Below are 14,778 nucleotides of genomic sequence, written 5' to 3'. Positions count from 1 at the left end.
GGCAAACCACAGTTTCAGGCTGTTGCTTGTTCCATCTTATGGACGATTGGCCAACTTCTAAGGTAAAATCGCAGGTTGAGGGCGCAAAGGAGCGGTTTTGTTGCGCAATGCAGTGTCCGATTTCAACTGACTAAAGCCCACACCTATGAAAAAAATCTTCGCACTCCTCGCGCTGACCGCAGTTGCGCAGGCAGCCGTCGCCGCGGACATCGTCGGCGACGCCAAGAACGCAAAAGGCAAGATCGAGATGTGCATCGGTTGCCATGCAATTCCAGGCTACAAAGCGACTTTCCCCGAAGTTTTCCAGGTGCCGATGATCGGCGGCCAATCTGCCAAGTACATTGAAAACGCGCTCAAGGGCTACCAGAAGGGTGAGCGCAAGCACCCGACCATGAAGGGTATCGCTGTCAGCCTGTCCGACCAGGACATCGCCGACATCGCCGCGTTCTACTCCCAGCAGAAATAAGGCCCTGAACCATGAAAAAACTGATTACCGCTCTGTTCTGCTCCGCAGTCTCGTTCAGCGCCCTGGCTGGCGGCAGCATCGAAAATGGCAAGGCCCTGACTGAAAAATACAGCTGCGCTGCCTGCCACGGCAAGGATTACAACTCCCCGATCGACCCGAGCTATCCAAAGCTGGCCGGCCAGCACAAGGATTACCTGCAGCATGCGCTGACCGCTTACAAGCGCGGCGACGCGCCGAACGGCCGCTCCAACGCGATCATGACCGGCCAGGTCAAGCCCCTGACCAACAAGGACATCCAGGACATCGCCGCCTACCTGCACTCGCTGCCAGGTTCGCTGGTCCTGAAGCGCTGATTCAGCGCTGCTTGAAGAGAAGCCCGCCCTGTGCGGGCTTTTTGCATTTTTAAACCACGGTTGCCGGCGTTCGTCACAGCGCCGAGCCGCGCGCACTGGCCGCTGTTAAGCTTCCTCCAACATTTGGAGGAGACGATGGCTTACAAGCTGGATATCAATGGCGCGGCCCGCACGGCCGATGTCGAGGGCGATACGCCGCTGCTGTGGGTGCTGCGCGATACGCTGGGGCTGACCGGTACCAAGTACGGCTGCGGAGCGGGCGTTTGCGGCGCCTGCACCGTGCACATCGACGGTCAGGTGGTGCGAAGCTGCGTGATGCCGGTCAGCGCGGTCGGCAAGAGTAGGGTAAGGACGATCGAAGCCTTGTCGCCGGATCGTTCGCACGCCTTGCAGCAGGCCTGGATCGCGGAGCAGGTGCCGCAGTGCGGCTACTGCCAGTCGGGCATGCTGATGGCGGCGGCGGCGCTGCTCAAATCCCATCCCAGGCCGACCGATGCGCAGATTGCGGAAGCGATGACGAACCTGTGCCGCTGCGGCACGTATCCACGCGTGCGGCGCGCAATCAGGCGTGCGGCGGGGATGAAGGTGGAGGAGGTGGCATGAGCAACCGCCGCGACTTCCTGAAGACCTTGGCGGCCGGCGGCCTGCTGCTCGCCGTCGGCCCGGCCGTCGCTGCGGCGGCCGAGACGCCGCTTCCGCCGCCGGGCTGGGTGCGCATTGCGCCGGACGGCAGCGTCACCATCCTCTCCAACGCCAGTGAAATAGGACAGGGCACCGGCACCGCCATCGCCCAGCTGCTGGCCGACGAAATGGACCTGGACTGGAAAACCGTGCGCATCGAAATGGCGCCGCTCGAAAAGCAGTTCATCAACGCCGGCTGGGGCGAATATGCGACCTATGGCAGCGGCGGCGTGGCGCGCCAGTTCACGCAACTGCGCAAGGCCGGCGCCCAGGCGCGCGCGATGCTGGTGAGTGCGGCTGCCGCGGAGTGGAAAGTCCCGTCCGAAGAATGCGACACTCAGCTTGGCGCCGTACTGCACAAGCCTAGCGGCCGCAAGCTGCCCTATGCCAGGCTGGTGCAGCTGGCGGCAGCCCAGCAGGTACCGGCCGATCCGCCCTTGATGCCGAAGCAGCGCTGGCGCTACATGGGCAAGGACGTGGCCCGGCTCGACCTGCCCGCCAAGACCGATGGCAGCGCGGTCTACGGCATCGACGTGAAAGTGCCCGGCATGCTGCATGCCGCGATCATGCAGTGCCCGCACTTCGGCGGCAAGCTGGCGGCGCTCGACCCGCAGCCGGCGCTGGCAAAGCGCGGCGTGAAGAAAGTGGTGCGCCTGCCCGATGCCGTGGCTGTCGTGGCCGACAGCTATTGGCGCGCGCAGCAAGCGCTCAATGCGCTCAAGCCGGAATGGAACCTCGCCGCTGCCAGCAAGCACTCCAGCGCCCCGTACCGCGATTTGCTGCGCGAGGCAGTGCAGAAAGAGGGCGACCTGGTCGTGCCGCGCAATGGCAAGGCCGAAGACATCGGCGCCGCGCACGACGCAGGCGTGGCCAGGTCCATCGCCTGGCTGGAACGGACCTACAGCGTGCCGCTGCTGGCGCATGCCACCATGGAGCCGATGAACGGCACCGCCAGCGTCAGGGACGGCAAGGCGGAACTGTGGCTGCCGACGCAAGCGCAGGACACGGCCCGCACCTATGTCTCGCAGGCGCTTGGCATCGCGCCGGAAGCGGTCACGATCCGCACGACGCTAAGCGGCGGAGGTTTCGGCCGCCGCATCGAGGCCGATTTCGCCGTGCAGGCAGCCCTGATCGCGAAGGAAGCCGGCGTGCCGGTCAAGCTGCTGTGGAGCCGCGAAGAAGACATGCGCCACGGCTACCACCGGCCGGCCGCCGTGCTGCGCCTGCGCGCCGGCTTCGACGCCGCCGGTGCGCTGGCCGCCGTGCGCATGGACAGCGCGAGCGACACCCTGTTCAACTACTCGCGATTCGGCGCGGACAGGCAGTACGCCAGGCCTTTCGACCGCAGCGCAGTCGGCGTGCTGATGACCCGCCACTACGGCTTGCCCGGCTTCGCTCACCGCACCAACACCATCGACGCCGGCGTGCCGCTTGGCTACTGGCGTTCGGTCGCCGCGTCGCAGAACGTCTTCGCCACCGAGTCCTTCGTGGACGACCTTGCCCTGCGCGCCAAGGAGGACCCGCTTGATTACCGGCGCAGCCTGATGAAGGCAGGCAGCCGCGAAAGCGCGGTGCTCGACCAGCTGGAAGCGCGTTCCGGCTGGCGCGGCGACAGGCTGCCCGGGCGCCACTGCGGCATGGCTTTCACCTGGGCCAACGGCACCTATATCGGCCAGGTGGTCGAACTGTCGGTCGACGCGGAATCACGGGTCAGGCTGCACCGCGTCACCACGGTGCTCGACTGCGGCATTGCGGTCAACCCGCGCAACATCCGCGGCCAAGTGGAGGGCGGCATCATCTTCGCCCTGAGCGCGGCCTTTTACGGCGAAATCACGGTCAGGGATGGCGCGGTGGAACAGTCGAACTTCAGCGATTACAAGCTGCTGTCCCTGGCTGAAACGCCGCAGATCGACGTCGTGGTCATCGACAGCAACGAGGCGCCCGGCGGTGTCGGCGAGGAAGCGGTCGGCCCGCTGGCGCCGGCCCTGGCAAATGCCCTGTTTGCCGCCACCGGCCGGCGCTACACCGATTTGCCTTTGATCAAGGCCGGGCTGCGGCTGCAATGATTGGATAGTTTCCATGTGGCATTCATGGTCTATGCTGAAGGAAAGCATGATGCTTGGAGGAAATCAACATGGAAACTTCGACAATCTACGTCAGCCATGCGCTGCCAGCGCGCGGCCTGTTGCGGCGCGTCGACAAGGCGCTGGGCCGGGTTGGCGGACTGCCGGCCAGCGCGCGCCAGGCCAGCCAGCATATGGTGGCGCTTGAGTTGCGCGACGACGTTTTCTGCTGGCCTTGCGTATTGCAGCGCATGGGCAGCCGCGCCGCGCTGGCGGGCCTTGCCTTGCGCCTGGCATCTGCCTTCGGCTCCAGCCACGCCATCGTGACGCCGCGCGCCGGGGCGGGCGCCGGCACGGCGTGGGATGATTTTGCGGCCGAGGCCACGCTGCCTGAGATGCTGGCGCACCTGGAAGCCTGCGCAGGCTCCTGCATCTACCTGCTGTCCGATGGCCACCTGGCCGCGGCGCCGGATGCCCGCCTGGCAGGCGGCTATTGCGTGTTCAGGAAGCCGGCATAAATATTTGCTGCACTGCGATTATTGGATAGTTTCCGCGAGGAACCTGTGGTCTATCATGGCCGTATCAAGAAATCGCGGAGGTGCCGAGAGATGGTGTACTTGCTTACTGCATTGCTGGCCGGGGTGGCAGTGCTGATGCTGTGCCTGATCGCCCGCCTGGGACGCAAGTCGCAAGCCCTGCTGGCTGCGACGCTGCCGTGGCTGATCAATGTCGGCCCGGCGCTGGCAGCCGGTTCCGACCACCTGGTGCGCTCGGTGATTTTCGCGGCAGTCGCCAGCCCGCTGGTGTTCGCCCTGATCTGGCATATGCCTATCGTCCGCGTGGACGAGGCGTGATCGCTTACTTTACCGCCTTCTGCCTGGCGGCCCTGGGGATCTGGCAGTCGCGGGCGGTAAGCCGGAAACGCGCTGTGCTGGGCCTGTTCGGAACGGCAGCGATCATGCTGCTGCTGGCCGCGGTGGTGTGGCAGCTGACGCGAACCATGTCCGACGTGCGCTACGCCTTGTTGCTGGCTGCGGGCTATGGCTTGGCGGGCGCCGCGCGCCTGCTCCTCAAATCCGGCGCTTGACCGCTTCCACGTAGGCCGCGCCGTCCGGCGGCACGCCGCGGCGCTGGGAATTCCAGATCATCTCTCCCAGGCACTCCATGATTTCGTGGTGCGCGGCGTGTTCGGTGCCCAGCTTGCGCGCCAGTCCAACAAAGGCTTCGCGAATGCCGCGCGGCTGGTCGATCGACAGCTGTTCGGTGATCGACAGGTGCATCGACAGGTGCAGGAAAGGGTTGGCTTCGCTGCCTTCGACCGAGTAGTCGCGGGCGATGGCCGCTTCCACATCCTTCAACTGGTCGTGGTACTCGGGGTGCGCCATGATCCAGTCGCGGGCGATCAGTTCGATCGGGTCCATGATTTCGTTGGCGTTGGCTTTGCGGTAGACGTCGCAGAAGAAGCGGCGAACGTCGTGGGAAGACGGGGTAAACATGCCGCCATTGTACCTTGCTGCGCCAGGGTGTATCCTGCGCCCCTTTCTTCGCTGCTTTTTTGATAATGCCGGGATTCCTGCCGTTTTTCTTTGTCGACCATGCGCTCTATGAAGGCGCGCCCAAGGTGCCGGCCGCCATCGTGCTGCCGGTGAAGGTCGAGGGCGTCGATTGCTATGCGCAGCTCGACACCGGTGTCGCGGGCGCCGTCGTCTGGCATAGCGAGGGCGGCGAGGGACGCAAGGAGGTGACGCTCGAACTTGCCGGCTTGCGTCGTGCGGTCGCCGCGAGCTCCGCCAGCCTTGCCTTGCTGGAGCAGGGGCGCTGCACCGAAGGCGTGATTGCCACCATCGGCAACGAATTCTTCGAACAGGGCACGCTGGAGCTCGACCTGGCCGGATCGCGCTACCGCTGGCAGCAGGGCGCGGCGCTGCAGCAGGCAGCGGACGCGCAAGCCATGCGCTACGCGCGTTGGGGCGGGGCGGGCGGCCAGCCCCTGGTGACGGTGCGCGTGGCCGGCGGCGAGCCGCAGGCTGCCCTTCTCGATACCGGCTCCGCGGCGTTTGGCCTGAACGGCCATTCGGCGCAGGCGATGGCCGCGCTGACCGGTGGCACTGCGCTGCGCGACGAGCGGCGCTTTTCTGCCAACGCGTGGGGCAGGCAGCTGCCTTGCGTGATGGGAACGGCGCCGCGCACCCTGGAGATCGGCGACAGCATCAAGCTGCCCGCCTTCCTGGCCGGCTATTGCGAGGGCCTGGGCTTCGAGCCTGGCGAACCTCTCGCCGGCGTGGTGGGCTTGCACCACTTGCTGGGCAAGCTGCTGGTGATCGACTATGTGTCGCAGCGCTGGGCCTTGCGCCAGCCATAAAAAAAGCTGCCCTCTCGGGCAGCTTCTTCATTCTTTCGTTACCAGTTCCGTTGGCGGCGGCGTCACCGCGGGCTGCTGCGGCTTGTCGCTGCTGCGCTGTCCACGCTGGCCATGCGGCTGGCGCAGGTAGCGCGAGGAATGGCGGCGGTCGCCATGCGCCGGCCAGGTCAGGAAGCGCGATAGCTCCTGCAAGGCGCGCTGGTAGACTTCGCGCTTGAATTCGATCACCACGTCCAGCGGAACCCAGTAATCATGCCAACGCCAGGCGTCGAACTCGGGATGGTCGGTCAGGCGCAGGTTCACGTCGTTGTCGCGCGCGCACATGCGCAACAGGAACCAGATCTGCTTCTGGCCACGGTAATGGCCGCGGATTTCCCGCTTGATGAAGTGATCAGGCACCTCGTAACGCAACCAGTCGCGCGTGCGGCCGATAATCTTGACGTGCTCCGGACGCAGGCCGATTTCCTCTTCGAGCTCGCGATACATTGCTTGCTCCGGCGTTTCACCGTACTTGATCCCGCCTTGCGGGAACTGCCACGAGTGCTCGCGCACCCGCTTGCCCCACCACACCTCGTTATGCGAGTTGAGCAGGATGATGCCGACGTTGGGGCGAAACCCTTCACGATCGAGCATATTGCACCTCAAACTTTCTGTGGCCGAGGCGTCCTCTTATATTTTTGACTACAAATCCAACTGCAATAGCGCTCTTTGTATAAAGTTTGGACGCATCGGGCCAGCTAATCCTTTAAAATTAGGTCGATTATAACTCTCTCTTTTTAAAAAGAATTCACCGATATGCGTGCATCTCGTTTTTTTATTTCAACCCTCAAGGAAGCTCCATCTGACGCGGAGATCGTCAGCCACCAGTTGATGATGCGCGCGGGCATGATCAAACGCCTCGGTTCCGGCATTTATACCTACATGCCGATGGGCCTGAAAGTGATCCGTAAAGTCGAAGCCATCGTTCGCGAAGAAATGAATAATGCCGGCGCTATTGAGCTGCTGATGCCTCTGGTGCAGCCGGCGGAACTGTGGCAGGAAACCGGGCGCTGGGACAAGATGGGTCCGGAGCTGCTGCGCGTCAAGGACCGCCACGGCCGCGACTTCGCGATCCAGCCGACTTCCGAGGAAGTGATCACCGACGTGGTGCGTAGCGAGATTAAATCCTACCGCCAGATTCCGTTGAATTTTTACCACATCCAGACCAAGTTCCGCGACGAACGCCGCCCGCGCTTTGGCCTGATGCGCGGCCGCGAATTCACCATGAAGGATGCTTATTCCTTCGACCGCGACCTGGAAGGCATGCAAAAGTCGTACAAGATCATGTTCGACGCCTACACCCGCATCTTCACCCGCTTCGGCCTGAAGTTCCGCGCGGTGGCGGCCGACAACGGCGCCATCGGCGGCACCGGTTCGCATGAATTCCACGTGATCGCCTCCACCGGCGAAGACGCCCTGGTGTACTGCCCGACCTCCGACTACGCGGCCAATATGGAAGCGGCGGAAGCGGTGGCCACCGGCACCCGCGCCGCCGCCGGCGCCGCCCTGGCCAAGACATCGACCCCGAAAGCTGCCAAATGCGAAGATGTGGCAAAGCTGCTGGGCATCGACCTGAAGCTGACCGTCAAGACCATCGCCCTGACCGCCGACAAGGAAGACGGCTCCAAGCAGCACTTCATGCTGCTGCTGCGCGGCGACCATGAGCTGAACGAGATCAAGGCCAGCAAGGTGCCCGGCCTGGCCCAGAACCGCTTCTCCACCGAAGCCGAAATCCTGGAAATCTACGGCTGCAAGCCTGGCTACCTGGGGCCGATCGGCGCCAAGGGCCCTGTGACCGTGGTGGCCGACCGCACCGTGGCGCTGATGTCCGACTTCGTGACCGGCGCCAATGAAGAGGATTACCACTACACCGGCGCCAACTGGGGCCGCGACGTGGCCGAACCTGCCATCGTGGCCGACCTGCGCAATGTGGTCGAAGGCGACGCTTCGCCGGACGGCAAGGGCGTGCTGGCGATCGAGCGCGGCATCGAAGTGGGCCACGTGTTCCAGCTCGGTACCGCTTACTCCGAATCGATGCAGGCGACCTTCCTGGACGAGAACCAGAAGCCTGCCCCGCTGCAGATGGGGTGCTACGGCATCGGCATCACCCGTATCCTGGGCGCCGCCATCGAGCAGAACTTCGACGACAAGGGCATCATCTGGCCGACTTCCCTGGCGCCGTTCGAACTGGTGCTGTGCCCGATGGGCATGGACCGCTCGGAGCTGGTCAAGGCAGAAACCGAGAAGCTGTACAACGCGGCCGTGGAAGCGGGCATCGACGTCATTCTGGATGACCGCGGCCAACGCCCAGGCGCCATGTTCGCCGACTGGGAACTGATCGGCGTGCCGCACCGCGTGGTGATCGGCGAGCGTGGCCTGAAGGAAGGCAACCTGGAATACCAGGGCCGCCGCGATACCGAAGCGACTGCCGTGCCGGTCGCCGATGCCCTGGCCTTCATCAAGGGCAAGATCCAGAAGTGATCGCCATGGCAAGGGATTTGCCAAAGCAGGGACGTGACCGCCGCCGCTGGTGGGCGCGTCCCCTGCGCTGGTGGCATACGCTGGCCTTCGCCACCGGCGTGCTGTGCGCGCCGTTCGGCTTTGCCGGCAACCAGAAAGAAGAGGCGCTGGCCGACAGCGTGCGGCTGGCGCTGTCCAACGCCATCATGGATGCCCGGCCGCCCAAGCCGGTGTTCCTCAACCCCACCGACCGCGCACAGTACGACAGCTGGTATGCGGCCATGTCGGATCGCCTGAAGCGCAAGCTGCCGGACGAATTCACGCGCCGCGAATTCCTCGAGACCGCGTGGTACGAGGCGCGCCGCGCCGGCCTGGACCCGGGCCTGGTGCTGGGACTGATCCAGGTTGAATCGGCCTACCGCAAATATGCGGTGTCGATCGTCGGCGCGCGCGGCTACATGCAGGTGATGCCGTTCTGGACCAATGTGATCGGCGACCGCGACCGCTCCAAGCTGTTCAATATGCAGACCAACCTGCGCTACGGCTGCTCGATCCTGCGCATGTATATCGACATGGAGCAGGGCAACCTCTACCTGGCCCTTGGCCGCTACAACGGCAGCCGCGGCCGGCCTGAGTATCCGAACGCGGTGCTGGCGGCGTGGAACAAATGGAAGCTGTAGCCGTCTTGCGCCGGCTTGGCATGCTGCTGGCGGCGGCAGCCTGCACGGCGCCGTCGCTGGCGCTGGCGTGCAAGAGCGATCCGCCCGGCGAGGAGGACAGCCTCACCATCTGCCAGGAAGACTATCCGGCCGATGCGCCGCGTTTCGAGGATTATCCCGCCAGGCCTTATACGGGCCCGGTTGCGGCCGTGCGCTGGCGGGCCGACCCGCAGGCGCGCCTGTACCGCACCATGTTGAAGAAGGCGGCGCAGGAGCAGCGCCCGGATTTCGCCGGCCATTTCATCGTGGCGCAATGGGGCTGCGGCAGCAGCTGCGTGATGAACAAGATCATCGATGCCCGCACCGGCAAGGTATTTCATCCGGCCGGTGTCGAAACCAATATCGTCATCAATATCGACGGTCCCTTGTTCGATAGCGGCGGCATGCTGCGCTATCGCGTCGACAGCCGCCTGTTCATCCTGATCGGCGAGCCTGAGGAAGACGAGAAACGGCGCGGCATTTCATTTTTCGAATGGACCGGAAGCCGCATGAAGCTGCTGCGCCACGTCAAAGTTCCGCGTGCGTGACATTCCGTGCATATGTGTGCGGGCGGCGGCGATTACACTTTGCGCCTCTCCAACACACGCAGGTGCGCAACCATGCAATTGAATAAGATCCTGATTTCCCTGGCCTGGCTGGCCTTTGCCGGCAATGCCGCGGCATTGTCCTGTGACGAGCAGCTTGGCAAGGCAAAGGCCGCCGAACTGGTCAAGCAATGCAAGAATGTCTCTCCCGCCACGCGTCCGCCATGCAATGCCGCAAACAGCTGCGAGATGATCACCGATGAAATCAAGCGAGGCTGCAAGATCCTGGGCGATGATGCGCCCGCGTATTGCCCGCCCGTCCCGACCGAACTCGTCAAGGGCAAACTGGTCGGCGGCGGCGGCCTCGATAACTATTCCTTGAAGATCCGCACGGAGAACGGCAAGGAGATCCAGGCCTATTGCACGACCCACTGCGGCGACTGGTTTACCGAGCCGGACAAGGACGACGTGGTGAGCTTGAAACCGAGCTTGCGCGGCAAGCCGGTGAGCGCCCGCATCGCCACCGAACGCAATAATGGCCGCATCGCCGGGCCAGACGATGCCGACAGGCTGGTCTTCATCAAGAGTGCCGCCATCGGCGGCAATTAACGCGGCAGCAAGAGCGCGCTGGCGCTGACCATCGCGAATAGCAGGGCGCCCAGCGGCAGCAAGCCGTAATGCAGGAAGGGCGCCACCAGTTGCGTGGCGCCCGCAACGCAGGCAAAGGCCAGGAACATCAGCAGGCCCGCGCCCTTGCCGGCATCGTCCCCGGCCGCATGCAGCGCACCGCCCATGGTGGCGGGGCCGCGCAGGCCAAGGCCGCCGCAGAACAGGGCCGCGAGCACGGCCAGCGCCACCAGGCCGCGCGTGCCGGCCAGGCCCGCCAGGGCCATTCCCATCAAGCCTGCGCCTGCCAGGAATTGCAGCAGCGTCCCGCTGCGCACCAGCCATTGCTGGCCAAGCCGCTTCACCAGCCTTACCGCGGCCGAGGCGCCAAGCATGAAGGCCAGCACGCCGCAGATCTGCAGGATGGCGAAGGCTTCGATGCCCAGCCCGAGGGCATGCGTGACCAGCACCGGCGCGCTGGCGACATACATCAGCAAGGCGCCGAACATGAGGGCGTAGCTAAAGGCGTAGCGCAGGTAGCGGCGGTTGCGCAGCAGCGGGGCATAGCCGCGCTGGGCGGGCGTCGCGGCGGGATGCGCCGATGCCGGCGCGCGGCCGACAATGCGCGCGACCAGCGGCAGCAGCAGGAGCGACATGGCGGCGATCAGCCAGAACGTGGTGCGCCAGTCGGCGTACAGCACGATCGCGGCGCCTGCTACCGGCCCCACAGCGGGAATGGTCGATTCGGCCATGGCGACCATGGCCAGCGCCTTGACGGCGTCTGCTTCGTTGAAGCGGCGCCGTATCAGTGCGGGGACGGCAACGGTGGCCGCGCCTGCGCCCAGTCCTTGCAGCAGGCGGCCCGCCAGCATCCAGTCGATCCCCGGCGCCATGGCGCACACCAGGCTGCCGCCGCCAAGCAGGACGGTGCCCGCCATGATGGTGCGGCGGTCGCCGAAATGATCGGCCGCCCAGCCCCAGGCAAGCTGCGACAGGGCCAGCGCTGCCATGAACAGCGCCATGGTCGCCTGTGCGGAAGGGATCGAGGCGCCAAGCTCCGCGGCCATCACCGGAATGGCGGGCAGGTACAGGTCCGAGGCCAGCAGGCCCAGTGCGGTCAGGCTGGCGAGGGGAAGGGCAAGGCGGTGGAGTGCTTGCATGGCGGCCGGCTAATGCTCAACATGGGCGGAGCGCCAGATGAAGAAGGGCAGCACGGCTGCTCCCGCAAGCACCATCAGGGCGGCAGTGCCGAACGTGATGAGTGCCGTGTCTTCCACATTGCCCCTGGCCGTGAACTGGATGGCGGCGGCGGCGACGGCATGGCTGGCAAACTGCAGCAGCGACAGTCCGGCTCGCGCCTGCTGGCCCGCCGCTTTCAGCGCTCCCGCAGCCAGCGGCATTGCGCAGGCCGAGAAGCCGCCGCAAAGCATCGCCCAGCAGCCGAGCAGGTAGTAGAAGGGATCGACCCCTTTCTCCAGTTCGTTCCAGGCCACGATGAAAGCGGCCATCATGATCATCATTGCGATGCCACCTGTGACCCGTTGCCTCGTCGGCCCGTCCGGGCTGCTGTAAGACAGCAGCAACATGATTGAAGCGCCGGCGGCCTGCAGCAGTGCAATGTGGCCCGCGCCAAGCCCCAGGTCCATGGAGGCCATGACTGGCAGGGCAGCTGCGCCGGCCGCCAGGGCGCCGAAGCACATGGCATGGCAGGCGGCATAGCGCAGGTAGGCAAGGTTTCCCATCAACTCCCCGAACTGGAACCTGTCGCCGGCACTGATGCTGCCGGCCGGGGTGGACGCCAGCAGGACGAGCAGCAGCAGGCCCGCCGCTGCCGCCAGCCAGAACGCATGGCGCCAGCTGGCGCACAGCACGAACAGCGCCCCAACCGCCGGCGCCAGGATCGGAATGGCGCCATCGGCCAGCAGCCGCAGCCCGCGGCTTGAATGGGCCCGCATCAGCAGGGGCAGCAGGGCCGCCGCCGCACCCACGCCAAGGCCCTGCAGGATGCGCCCGGCCTGCAATTCCCACGGTGCCTGGGCCAGCGCGCACATGGCGCCGCCGGCGCCGAACAGCAAGGCGCCGGCAAGCAGTACTGTGCGCTTGCCCAGCGCATTGGCGGCCCAGGCCGACAGCAGGTGGGACGATGCCAGGGCTGCCATGTACACAGCCAGCAAGGACCGGGTGGCGGGAAGGGACAGGCCGAGCTCCTTGCCAAGCGCCGGCAAGGCGGGCAGCACGGCGTCGAAGGCCAGCGGGCCGAGGGCGGCCAGGCTGGCGAGCGACAGGGCAGTGTGAAGGCGTGGGTGCATAAAAAATAAAAGCCCCGAGCGCGTGGCGTCGGGGCTCCTCGAATGGCTGCAACAGCCAGAAGCAGCTTATTTCAGGTGGTCGGAAATCAGCTTGGTCATTTCAAACATGGAAACCTGGGCTTTGCCGCCGAAGACAGCTTTCAGCTTGTCGTCCGCATTGATCATGCGGCGGTTTGCGGCGTCCTGCAGGTTCAGTTTCTTGATGTAGTCCCAGACTTTCTTGGTCACTTCGGTACGCGGCAGCGGTGCGGAACCGACTACGGCGGACAGTGCGCTCGATGGTGTCATCGCCTTCATGAAGGCTGCGTTAGGTTTACGTGCGGCTGGTGCGGCTGCTTTCTTTGCTGCTGGCTTGGCGGCTGCCTTGGCCGGAGCAGCTTTTTTTGCTGCTGGCTTGGCGGCGGCTTTCTTTGCTGCTGGTGCTGCTTTCTTGGCTGTTGCCATATTCGAGCCTCCTTAACAAACAAATGGATAATTGCGCAATACTATCGCACGGCTAATATTGGCGGGGGTTTGCAGCTTGTGCAAGTGTTTTTGTGGGTTTTTTAGGGGAAACAAGACTTAAACACAAAAAAAGCCGCCCGAAGGCGGCTTTTTGCGGCTTGGCGGGGCTTAGCGCATGCCCGGCATCATGCCTTTCATCGAGCGCATCATCTTCATCATGCCGCCGCCGGACAGTTTTTTCATCATGGTCTGCATCTGTTCGAACTGGGTCAGCATGCGGTTCACTTCCTGCACCTGGACGCCGGCACCGGCCGCGATACGGCGCTTGCGCGCCGCCTTGATCAACTCCGGCTTGGCGCGTTCCTGCGGCGTCATCGAGTCGATGATGCCGACCATGCGGCGCACCTGCTTTTCGGCTTGGTCCATGTTGGCGCCGGCCGCCGCTTGCTGGAATTGGGCCGGCAGCTTGTCGAGCAGGCCGGACATGCCGCCCATTTTCTTCATCTGCGCCAGTTGCGCCTTGAAGTCGTTCATGTCGAACTTGCCGCCCGACTTGACCTTGGCTGCCAGCTCGGCCGCCGCCTTGGCGTCGACGTTCTTCTGCGCTTCCTCGACCAGGGCCAGGATGTCGCCCATGCCCAGGATGCGGTTGGCCATGCGCTGCGGGTCGAACGCTTCCAGGCCGTCCAGCTTTTCCGACACGCCGGCGAACTTGATCGGCTTGCCGGTGATGTGGCGCACCGACAGCGCCGCACCGCCGCGCGAATCGCCATCGAGCTTGGTCAGCACCACGCCGGTCAGCGGCAGCGCATCGTTGAAGGCCTTGGCGGTGTTGATCGCATCCTGGCCCAGCATGGCGTCGACCACGAACAGGGTTTCGATCGGCTTGACCGCGCCGTGCACGGCGGCGATCTCTTTCATCATCTCTTCGTCGATACCGAGGCGGCCGGCGGTGTCGATGATCAGCACGTCATGGTGGTGCTTCCTGGCCCAGTCGAGGGCAGCCAGGGCGATGTCGACCGGCTTGTCCTGCGCGGTGGAAGGGAAGAAGTCGGCGCCGACCTGGCCGGTCACCGATTGCAGCTGGGCGATCGCGGCGGGACGGTAGACGTCGGCCGAAACGGTCAGCACCTTCTTTTTCTTCTGCTCTTTCAGGTACTTGGCCAGCTTGCCGACAGTGGTGGTCTTGCCCACGCCCTGCAAGCCCGCCATCAGGATGATGGCCGGCGGCTGCTGGGCGAACGAGAGCTGGGAGGCTTCCACGCCCAGGTCGGCGCCCATCAGGGCGCCCAGTTCGCGCTGCACCACGCCGACCAGGGCCTGGCCCGGGGTCAGCGAGGAAATCACTTCTTCGCCGAGGGCTTTTTCCTTGACCTTGGCGATGAATTCGCGCACGGCCGGCAGGGCGACGTCGGCCTCCAGCAGCGCCATGCGCACTTCGCGCAGCATGTCGGCGGTGTTGGATTCGGTCAGGCGGGCCTCGCCGCGCATCGTCTTGACGACTTTGGCAAGGCGCGTAGTCAGGTTGTCTAGCATTGGTGGCCTACTAATTAATAGATGGTGGCGCGATAAGCGGAAAATCCCGCCATTTTACCTTAGGAGCCGGCTTCGGCGGCAGCGTCCGGCGGTGACCCCGGGTCTCTCACGAAATGTCACTATCTTGCACAAATTTGCGAAATAAACAAAGTTTCTTCTTGACAAGACATGCGACCCACGTGCATCTTGTTCATAAATTAATTTTATGGATAAACC

General features: G+C 64.5%; 18 protein-coding genes. 12 read left to right on the top strand and 6 right to left on the bottom strand.

Annotated elements, in window-relative coordinates; all coding sequences use genetic code 11:
• Positions 1-145: 145 nt before the first annotated feature.
• From ACN9MW_RS27730 to ACN9MW_RS27700, 7 genes are all read left to right on the top strand, one after another.
• Positions 146-466 (top strand): c-type cytochrome, encoded by a 321-nt coding sequence (locus tag ACN9MW_RS27730; RefSeq protein ID WP_426164961.1) that lies wholly within the window; start codon positions 146-148, stop codon positions 464-466.
• A gap of 11 nt (positions 467-477) precedes the next feature.
• The gene (locus ACN9MW_RS27725; protein ID WP_426164959.1) at positions 478-819 is read left to right on the top strand and encodes a c-type cytochrome; all 342 of its coding nucleotides are present in this window, start codon (positions 478-480) and stop codon (positions 817-819) included.
• 135 nt (positions 820-954) lie between these two features.
• Positions 955-1,422, top strand: a complete 468-nt coding sequence (locus tag ACN9MW_RS27720; protein WP_426172323.1) for a (2Fe-2S)-binding protein — start codon at positions 955-957, stop codon at positions 1,420-1,422.
• Positions 1,419-3,566 carry a molybdopterin cofactor-binding domain-containing protein gene (locus ACN9MW_RS27715; protein ID WP_426164957.1) on the top strand — a complete coding sequence of 716 codons (2,148 nt, stop codon included), beginning with the start codon at positions 1,419-1,421 and terminating at the stop codon, positions 3,564-3,566. The genes ACN9MW_RS27720 and ACN9MW_RS27715 overlap by 4 nt, the downstream gene beginning before the upstream one ends.
• A 68-nt stretch (positions 3,567-3,634) precedes the next feature.
• The gene (locus tag ACN9MW_RS27710; RefSeq protein WP_426164955.1) at positions 3,635-4,081 is read left to right on the top strand and encodes a hypothetical protein; all 447 of its coding nucleotides are present in this window, start codon (positions 3,635-3,637) and stop codon (positions 4,079-4,081) included.
• A 90-nt stretch (positions 4,082-4,171) separates the two neighbouring features.
• The gene (locus ACN9MW_RS27705; protein ID WP_426164953.1) at positions 4,172-4,417 is read left to right on the top strand and encodes a hypothetical protein; all 246 of its coding nucleotides are present in this window, start codon (positions 4,172-4,174) and stop codon (positions 4,415-4,417) included.
• Entirely contained in the window at positions 4,414-4,650 is a 237-nt protein-coding gene (locus tag ACN9MW_RS27700; RefSeq protein ID WP_426164951.1) for a hypothetical protein, read from the top strand. The genes ACN9MW_RS27705 and ACN9MW_RS27700 overlap by 4 nt, the downstream gene beginning before the upstream one ends.
• On the opposite strand, the gene ACN9MW_RS27695 is transcribed toward ACN9MW_RS27700, so the two are convergent.
• Positions 4,634-5,059 (bottom strand): DUF1841 family protein, encoded by a 426-nt coding sequence (locus ACN9MW_RS27695; protein WP_426164949.1) that lies wholly within the window; start codon positions 5,057-5,059, stop codon positions 4,634-4,636. The two genes, ACN9MW_RS27700 and ACN9MW_RS27695, sit on opposite strands and share 17 nt — an antisense overlap.
• A 65-nt stretch (positions 5,060-5,124) precedes the next feature.
• On the opposite strand from ACN9MW_RS27695, the gene ACN9MW_RS27690 reads away from it, so the two are divergent.
• Positions 5,125-5,925, top strand: a complete 801-nt coding sequence (locus ACN9MW_RS27690) for a hypothetical protein (protein ID WP_426164947.1) — start codon at positions 5,125-5,127, stop codon at positions 5,923-5,925.
• Between the two features lie 27 nt (positions 5,926-5,952).
• On the opposite strand, the gene ACN9MW_RS27685 is transcribed toward ACN9MW_RS27690, so the two are convergent.
• Complete coding sequence (locus tag ACN9MW_RS27685) at positions 5,953-6,558, bottom strand: RNA pyrophosphohydrolase (protein WP_057260876.1); 606 nt, start codon at positions 6,556-6,558, stop codon at positions 5,953-5,955.
• A gap of 162 nt (positions 6,559-6,720) precedes the next feature.
• On the opposite strand from ACN9MW_RS27685, the gene ACN9MW_RS27680 reads away from it, so the two are divergent.
• The 4 genes from ACN9MW_RS27680 to ACN9MW_RS27665 all read left to right on the top strand — a co-directional run bounded on the left by ACN9MW_RS27680 (position 6,721) and on the right by ACN9MW_RS27665 (position 10,276).
• Entirely contained in the window at positions 6,721-8,445 is a 1,725-nt protein-coding gene (locus ACN9MW_RS27680; RefSeq protein ID WP_426164945.1) for a proline--tRNA ligase, read from the top strand.
• 5 nt (positions 8,446-8,450) lie between these two features.
• Entirely contained in the window at positions 8,451-9,104 is a 654-nt protein-coding gene (locus ACN9MW_RS27675; protein ID WP_426164943.1) for a lytic transglycosylase domain-containing protein, read from the top strand.
• Entirely contained in the window at positions 9,092-9,670 is a 579-nt protein-coding gene (locus ACN9MW_RS27670; RefSeq protein ID WP_426164941.1) for a hypothetical protein, read from the top strand. Before ACN9MW_RS27675 ends, ACN9MW_RS27670 begins: the two co-directional genes overlap by 13 nt.
• Before the next feature lie 72 nt (positions 9,671-9,742).
• The gene (locus ACN9MW_RS27665; RefSeq protein WP_426164939.1) at positions 9,743-10,276 is read left to right on the top strand and encodes a hypothetical protein; all 534 of its coding nucleotides are present in this window, start codon (positions 9,743-9,745) and stop codon (positions 10,274-10,276) included.
• Here ACN9MW_RS27665 and ACN9MW_RS27660 read toward each other — a convergent pair.
• From ACN9MW_RS27660 to ffh, 4 genes are all read right to left on the bottom strand, one after another.
• On the bottom strand, positions 10,273-11,433 hold the full coding sequence (locus ACN9MW_RS27660) for an MFS transporter (protein WP_426164937.1): 1,161 nt from the start codon (positions 11,431-11,433) through the stop codon (positions 10,273-10,275). The genes ACN9MW_RS27665 and ACN9MW_RS27660 overlap by 4 nt on opposite strands.
• Before the next feature lie 9 nt (positions 11,434-11,442).
• Positions 11,443-12,582, bottom strand: a complete 1,140-nt coding sequence (locus tag ACN9MW_RS27655; protein ID WP_426164935.1) for an MFS transporter — start codon at positions 12,580-12,582, stop codon at positions 11,443-11,445.
• 66 nt (positions 12,583-12,648) lie between these two features.
• Positions 12,649-13,026: an SWIB/MDM2 domain-containing protein gene (locus ACN9MW_RS27650; RefSeq protein ID WP_055929217.1), complete on the bottom strand. Its 378-nt coding sequence runs from the start codon at positions 13,024-13,026 to the stop codon at positions 12,649-12,651.
• A 168-nt stretch (positions 13,027-13,194) separates the two neighbouring features.
• A complete protein-coding gene (gene ffh / locus ACN9MW_RS27645) occupies positions 13,195-14,562 on the bottom strand; it encodes a signal recognition particle protein (protein ID WP_426164932.1) in 1,368 nt (455 codons plus the stop codon).
• Positions 14,563-14,778 lie beyond the last annotated feature (216 nt).

This window comes from Pseudoduganella sp. R-34 (genome assembly GCF_049904655.1).
In the GTDB taxonomy this organism is placed as follows: Bacteria; Pseudomonadota; Gammaproteobacteria; order Burkholderiales; family Burkholderiaceae_D; genus Rugamonas.
The sequence above is the reverse complement of the archived record's forward strand: the minus strand, read 5'-3'. Positions and strand labels throughout refer to the sequence as shown.